The sequence below is a fragment of the Lactobacillus sp. UMNPBX19 genome (assembly GCF_002553805.1).
Lineage (GTDB): Bacteria > Bacillota > Bacilli > Lactobacillales > Lactobacillaceae > Lactobacillus.
The window spans coordinates 1-7787 of sequence record NZ_PCYR01000041.1 but is presented as its reverse complement, the minus strand read 5'-3'; the positions used below and the strand labels follow the sequence as shown (position 1 = coordinate 7787).

General features: G+C 37.8%; 4 protein-coding genes and 2 pseudogenes. 3 read left to right on the top strand and 3 right to left on the bottom strand.

Annotated features, from left to right (window positions below; translation table 11 throughout):
- Positions 1 to 266: 266 nt before the first annotated feature.
- The 3 genes and pseudogenes from CP370_RS08635 to CP370_RS08625 all read right to left on the bottom strand — a co-directional run.
- Positions 267 to 1079, bottom strand: a pseudogene (locus CP370_RS08635) (beta-galactosidase); the annotation flags it as partial.
- A gap of 10 nt (positions 1080 to 1089) precedes the next feature.
- Positions 1090 to 2345 (bottom strand): annotated as a pseudogene (locus CP370_RS08630) (glycoside-pentoside-hexuronide (GPH):cation symporter).
- A 192-nt stretch (positions 2346 to 2537) separates the two neighbouring features.
- A complete protein-coding gene (locus CP370_RS08625) occupies positions 2538 to 3545 on the bottom strand; it encodes a LacI family DNA-binding transcriptional regulator (protein ID WP_087235793.1) in 1008 nt (335 codons plus the stop codon).
- Positions 3546 to 3815: 270 nt separating this feature from the next.
- Here CP370_RS08625 and CP370_RS08620 point away from each other — a divergent pair, with 270 nt between their 5' ends.
- From CP370_RS08620 to galE, 3 genes are all read left to right on the top strand, one after another.
- Complete coding sequence (locus CP370_RS08620; protein WP_223657928.1) at positions 3816 to 5651, top strand: glycoside hydrolase family 2 TIM barrel-domain containing protein; 1836 nt, start codon at positions 3816 to 3818, stop codon at positions 5649 to 5651.
- Complete coding sequence (locus tag CP370_RS08615; RefSeq protein ID WP_061204852.1) at positions 5635 to 6591, top strand: beta-galactosidase small subunit; 957 nt, start codon at positions 5635 to 5637, stop codon at positions 6589 to 6591. The genes CP370_RS08620 and CP370_RS08615 overlap by 17 nt, the downstream gene beginning before the upstream one ends.
- Before the next feature lie 102 nt (positions 6592 to 6693).
- Positions 6694 to 7686 carry a UDP-glucose 4-epimerase GalE gene (gene galE, locus CP370_RS08610; RefSeq protein ID WP_014567662.1) on the top strand — a complete coding sequence of 331 codons (993 nt, stop codon included), beginning with the start codon at positions 6694 to 6696 and terminating at the stop codon, positions 7684 to 7686.
- The last annotated feature ends 101 nt before the right edge of the window (positions 7687 to 7787 follow it).

Genomic DNA, 7787 nt, shown 5'->3' with positions numbered 1-7787 from the left:
AAAAAAATACCTCATAATTATTAGATTTTATGTCTAACAATTATGAGGCACTTCATTCGTCAGGGGGCTTTTTATTATTAAGGATTATTAATTTTATCAATAACTTTTCTCAAATATTTAACTAACCAGACAAAAAAGATAACTAAAGCAATAATATATACAAAACCCATTATCATTTTAAACACCTACCAAGTATAAGTAACTTCTTTACACTTATAAGTTATCATAATTAGAAAACGTTTTCTAATAGTGTACTTTTATAAGCTATTTTTCTTCTTCAACCACATGCCATCAATCATCTTGTTTGGCAAACTGTGGAAGTTAGTAGTTACAGGCGTTTCAGGATCGTACTTCTTGATGACTGCCTTTTCCATCTTGAAGAGGTTTTGCAAACTTTCGGATTGAAAGCGTAAGTAGTCGATTGAAAGGCCAGCAACAATGGCTTCGCTACTTTCTGGCCCCCATGCATCCCCCAACTCGTTTGGAACAACAATTTCATCCCAGTCATAAATCGTGTGACTCCAAACATTCATGTTCCAAGCCTTGTTGAGCGCACCCAAGGTCTTGTATTTGTTTCTCAACCAATCACGGAAGGCGTTTTGACAATTTCCACAGTAGCAGTGGCCACCGTATTCATTGTTCACGTGCCAAACTACGATATGCGGATTGTCAGCGTAGTGCTGGGCCAATTTTTTAACTAACTCACTATCCAGTCTTTGATAATTCTTGCTGTTCGGACAGAAATTGTGCCGCTGACCAAAGACGTGACGTCTGCCTTGGTAATCAACTCTTGCAATATCCGGATACTTTTTAAACATCCAGGCTGGCATTGCGGCTGTTGCCGTACCCATCACAATATCAAAGTTTGCATCAGATAATTCTTGAACGATCTTGTCTAATTTAGAAAAGTCATAGACTCCTTCTCTAGGTTCAAGAACTGCCCAAGAGAAAATATTAATTGTAGCTGAATTTAAATCTGCCTTTTTAAAGACCTTAATGTCTTCAGGCCATGTTTCTTCTGTCCATTGATCGGGATTGTAGTCCCCACCATAAAGAAAACGTGATAATGTTTTTGTCATTTTTAAAACTCTACTTAAACTGGACTTCTACTACTTCATCACCGTGTTTTACAGTAGAACCTGCTTTAATTGGACTAGCTTTTTTAATTCTACCTGGTTGAGTGTAGAAGGTAACGATCGTATCCTTGTAGCCATTCTTAAGAGCCAAATCACGATCAAATTCTAGTAATAGGTTGCCCTTCTTGACTTCTTGTCCATCATCATAATACGTTTCAAAGCCTTCACCACGCAAGTTTACTGTTCCAAGACCAACGTGGACGACTACTTGCAAGCCATTATCTGAGATAATCTCAAAGGCGTGTTTTGTACCAAAGGTAAATCTAATCTTACCATCGAATGGTGCATAGATCTTGCCGGCACTTGGTTTGATTGCGAATCCCTTTCCTGGGAATGGCTTATCATCTTCGTCAATGACAAACTTGTACAGGTAGAACAAAACCCCGTTAGTAATAGTGTTAGCAAGTGAAAAGACTAAGTAGGCTAAACTTGGCCAAAGAATTTGATCGTTATGGAAAATAGCACTGAAGACTTGAGGCAAAGTAGTTTTCTGCTTGGCTGAATTTCTAATTAAATTGTGCTTTTATTTAGTACCTAAGCAAACAATAATGGCACAAACAATTGCTAAAGCTGAAATTACGGCCGCAAAGGCAAGCCAACCTGGTGCGCCTTCTTCATGTTTACCAGTAACTGCATAAGTTACCCCAGTTACTAAAGGAACAACGATAATTGCTAAACCGTTCCAACCAATAGCACCTGAAAAGGCACCCAATGAAGTATAAATACCACGCTCATGTGAATCTTCACTTAAAGCCGGAACCATACCCCAATATGAAACATCGGATAATGAATAGAAGATATCAAAACCGATGTAGATAATTACGAATAAGATAGCGAAAAGAATCCAATTGCTTTGCGCTAAGCCAAAGATTCCAGTAAATAAAATTAATAATAATACTGCACTAACTACAGTACCCAAGAAAATCCATGGCTTAAACTTCCCCCATCTTGTTTTGGTATTATCAACTATGTTGCCCAAGATTGGGTCAATAACCAACTCGACAATTCTAATCACTACCATTAAGCCAGTGATTAAACCAATCAATTTATCAGCTACTGATTGCTCTAGCCCACTGAACATTCCGCTAGTAATAAAAATAATAAAGTATGTACTCATTACACCATAAAAAGCTGCGTGTCCTAAGTTACCCAGACAGAATGATGCATAGGAAATTATTTGTTTCCCTGAATTTTATGACTGTTTGTCATAATGCTTCCTCCTAAATTGTTATCATCTGTAATCGCTTACATATCTGAGTATACGCTTAGTATCAGTTTTGGTAAATTATTTATTTAATATAACTAAACTATTTACTTAGAGTAAAAATAAAAGAGAATGCTATGCTTCAGCATTCTTTTTTCAAAATATTCAAAATGAAAAATTTTTATTTACTAAAAAATTTACTCACCTTTAGGAATAAAGCTTTTACGTACCACCAAGTTAGTGTTCATATTCACATCAATATGCGCACGATCAGGTTGAATAATTAAATTGGTCAGCATAGTTAAAGCTAAATCAATCATTTCCTGCTGGTTGATGTTGTAAGAAGAAAGTGGTGGTGATACGTACTTCACTACATTACTGTTATTGATACTCAAGATTGCGGTATCTTTTGGTACGTTAATATTTTCTTCGTTAAAGGCCTGTAAAACACCGACTGCTAATGTATCAGAAGCAATTAAAAATGCATCTGGTAAATTGTTCTTGCACTTCTCTATTACTTCTTTGCCAAGCTTATAACCATTTTCAACGCTGAATGGTCCTGAAACGAACATGTTGCTGTCATCTTTTCCGCGAACCTTCATATATTCCGCAAAGGCAACGGAACGTGGATCATTTTCTTGAATATGATCATGCTTAGGGCCAACACCACCAATAAAGCCAATCGATTCATAGCCGTTTTTAATAAACAAATCAATAGCATTCTTAACTGTTAAAGTTAAGTTAGGTCTAATTGAATCGAACAATTCGGGAGCTGGATTAGTATCAACAAACACCCCATTTGGTAAAACTTCGTGCAATTTTACCAACTCAGCATTTTCGATTGGCGCTGCTCCTACTCCAATAAAACCTTGGAACAATGAGGCATTTTCAATTAAGTCAGCCGCATTGTAAAAGGTCTTCATCTTCATTGATTCTTGCTTAACGGTTTCTACCAAGGTTTGCTTTAAAGAAGTAAAATACTCATCTTGCAACTGTTCTTTATGGTTAGTGCGGTAAAGAAGCGCAATTGTAGGCTTAATTTCCTTTTCTTGGTGGTCTTTCCAATAACCAAGCTTATTAGCAATTTCTAAAATTTTATTTTTGGTATCTGCAGTAATCGATAAGTTAGGATCATTATTGAGCAACCGCGAAACAGTCGCAGAAGAATACCCCGACTTTTGTGCAATTTCTTTAATAGTTGTCATAATTATTTCTTTCCCATTTACTAATATTCCTGTCTTTATTATACAAAATATTTACTTAATTCCAATAAAGATCAATTTTATTCAAAAATATTTTTCTCGAGATTTGTCAATTAATTTATTTACTTTATATTACTAAATTATTTATTTATTTGATAAATTATTTAATTTGGTGTTATAATAAAACCGTTTTCAAAATATATTTTTTTATAGAAACTAGGTCTTATCATGAAAGCAAATATCAAATAGCTTGATGATCCCGAAGTCTTCAGGATTAATCAACTGCCAGCTCACAGTGATCATCCCTTTTACAAAGATTACCGTGAATGGCAAAACCACAGCAGCAGTTTTAAACAAAGCCTCAACGGTGCCTGGCAGTTTCATTTTTCAAAAGATCCTCAAAGCCGGCCCATTGATTTTTACAAACGCAGCTTTGACTCATCTTCCTTTGACACCATCCCCGTTCCTAGTGAAATTGAATTAAACGGCTACGCCCAAAATCAATACACTAACATTCTGTATCCCTGGGAAAGCAAAATCTATCGTAAGCCTGCCTATACCCTGGGGCGCGGCATCAAGAATGGCGATTTTAGTCAAGGAAAAGACAACACAGTCGGTTCATATCTTAAACACTTTGACTTAAATCCTGCTTTAGCCGGCCATGACATCCATATTCAATTCGAAGGCGTTGAACGGGCCATGTATGTCTATCTCAACGGTCACTTCATCGGTTACGCCGAAGATAGTTTCACACCTTCCGAATTCGATCTTACACCTCACATTCAAGCAAAAGACAACATCTTAGCTGTCGAGGTCTTCAAACACAGCACTGCTTCCTGGCTAGAAGATCAAGATATGTTTAGATTCTCCGGTATTTTTCGTTCAGTTGAACTCTTAGCCTTACCTCGGACTCATCTAATGGATCTAGATATCAAACCAACTGTTGTTAATGATTACCATGACGGTGTCTTCAACGCTAAATTGCACTTTATGGGTAAAACCAGTGGCAATGTCCACGTCTTAGTTGAAGACATCGATGGCAAAACTTTGCTTAATAAAAAGTTGCCACTTAAATCAACCGTTGAAATTGAAAACGAAACTTTTGCCAATGTTCACCTATGGGACAACCATGATCCATACCTTTATCAATTAATCATTGAAGTTCATGACCAAGATGGCAAATTAGTTGAACTTATTCCTTACCAATTTGGTTTTAGAAAAATTGAAATTACCAAGGATCATGTGGTTTTGCTTAACGGCAAAAGATTAATCATCAACGGCGTTAATCGTCACGAATGGGATGCTAAGCGTGGCCGCAGCATTACCCTAGCCGACATGAAGCAAGACATTGCTACCTTTAAACACAACAACATCAATGCCGTTAGAACCTGCCACTATCCAAATCAAATTCCTTGGTACTATCTCTGCGATCAAAACGGAATTTACATGATGGCGGAAAACAATTTGGAGTCCCACGGTACCTGGCAAAAGTTAGGCCAAGTTGAAGCTACTTCCAATGTACCCGGCAGCATCCCCGAATGGCGTGAAGTCGTCGTCGACCGTGCCCGCAGCAATTATGAAACCTTCAAGAATCACACTGCAATCTTATTCTGGTCACTTGGCAACGAATCATATGCCGGCAGCAACATCGCCGCTATGAACAAATTCTACAAAGATCACGATTCTTCTCGCCTCACCCACTACGAAGGCGTCTTCCATGCACCAGAATTTAAGAAAGAAATCTCAGACCTTGAAAGCTGTATGTATTTGCCACCTAAAGAGGCAGAAGAATATCTCCAAAATCCTAAAAAGCCACTTGTCGAATGTGAATACATGCACGATATGGGCAACTCCGACGGTGGCATGGGCTCTTACATCAAGCTAATTGATAAATACCCTCAGTACATGGGCGGCTTTATCTGGGATTTCATCGATCAGGCTCTGTTTGTGCATGATCCAGTCAGCGGACAGGACGTATTGCGTTACGGTGGCGACTTTGATGATCGTCACTCCGATTATGAATTCTCTGGCGACGGTTTAATGTTCGCAGACCGCACACCCAAACCAGCAATGCAGGAGGTTAGATACTACTATGGATTACACAAATAAAAAATTGCATATTATTTACGGCGATGGCACATTTGGCGTGAATGGCCAAGATTTTCAATATATCTTTAGTTATGAGCGCGGCGGACTTGAATCTTTAAAAGTACACGGCAAAGAATGGCTTTATCGTGTACCTACTCCCACTTTTTGGCGAGCAACTACAGATAACGATCGCGGCAGCGGGTTCAATCTAAAGGCCGCTCAATGGCTCGGAGCCGATATGTTCACTAAATGTACTGATATTCATTTAAAAGTAGATGAACATGATTTTCCTGAATTACCTATTGCTCCATTTAACAATAAATTCAGCAATCACGAATATGCAAGCAGTGCTCAAATTTCATTTACTTATCAAACTTTAACTATCCCTGCAACAAATGCAAAAATCATCTATAATATTGATGATGTCGGTCACATTAAAGTCACGATGCATTATTATGGTAAGAAGGGATTATCACCCTTACCTGTGATTGGTATTCGATTAATTATGCCAACTGCCGCTACTGGATTCGATTATGAAGGTTTATCCGGCGAAACTTATCCTGATAGAATGGCCGGAGCTAAAGAAGGTCGTTTCCATATCGATGGATTACCGGTTACCAAATATCTGGTTCCGCAAGAAAATGGCATGCACATGCAAACTAAAAAGTTAGTTATTAACCGTGAAGCCACTCAAAATAATTCTGATCAAACAAATGAAAAATTCAGTTTATCAATTCTACAAGATAAAAAGCCATTCAATTTTAGTTGTTTGCCTTATACCGCTGAAGAACTCGAAAATGCCACCCATATTGAGGAATTACCACTTGTTCGCAGAACTGTGTTAGTAATTGCAGGTGCAGTTCGAGGCGTTGGCGGAATCGATAGTTGGGGCTCTGATGTTGAGAGTGCTTATCATATTAATCCAGAATTAGATCACGAATTTTCATTTATACTCAATTAATTTTAAATATTTTATCGTATTTAGTAAATCATTTACTAAATTATGTGTTACAATGTAATCGATTTCAGTAAAAAGTTAATAACTATTAAAGGAGTTATACACATGAAAGTTTTAGTTATCGGTGGTGCGGGCTATATCGGCTCACATGCTGTTCGTGAATTAGTTAAAGAAGGCAATGACGTTGTTGTCTTAGATGCTTTGTACACTGGTCACAGAAAAGCTGTTGATCCTAAAGCCAAGTTTTATCAAGGCGACATCGAAGATACTTTCTTAGTATCAAAGATTTTGCGTGATGAAAAGATCGATGCAGTAATGCACTTTGCCGCTTACTCATTAGTTCCTGAATCAGTTAAGAAACCTTTGAAATACTACGACAACAATGTCTCAGGTATGATTTCTCTTCTTCAAGCAATGGATGACGCTAAAGTTAAATACCTAGTATTTTCTTCATCCGCTGCTACTTATGGTATTCCAAAGACTTTACCGATTACTGAAGATACACCACTTGATCCAATCAATCCTTATGGCGAAACCAAGATGATGATGGAAAAGATTATGCACTGGGCTGACAACGCTGACGGCATTAAGTCTATCGCTCTTCGCTACTTTAATGTTGCTGGTGCTTCAAGCGACGGCTCAATTGGTGAAGATCACGGTCCTGAAACTCACCTGATTCCAAATATCTTAAAGAGTGCTATTTCTGGTGATGGCAACTTTACTATTTTTGGTGACGACTATGACACTAAAGACGGTACTAATGTCCGTGACTACGTTCAAGTTGAAGACTTAATTGACGCCCATATCTTAGCTCTTAAGCACGTAATGGAAACTAACAAGTCTGATGTCTTTAACTTAGGTACTGCTCAAGGCTACTCAAACTTAGAAATTCTTGAAGCTGCTAAGAAAGTTACTAGCATTGACATCCCTTACACTATTGGACCAAGAAGAGGCGGAGATCCTGACTCATTAGTTGCCGATTCAAGTAAGGCACGTAAAGTTCTAGGCTGGAAGCCAAAGCATGAAAATGTTGATGACGTTATCGCAACTGCTTGGAACTGGCACAAGAGCCACCCAAAGGGCTATGAAGATAAATAAGAATAATATTTTTAGTTAATTAATATAAAATTTCACGTACACAAAAGTGTCTGGGAAAAAACTAACTTTCAGATACCAAAAGACGATCAATCCAACTCTTA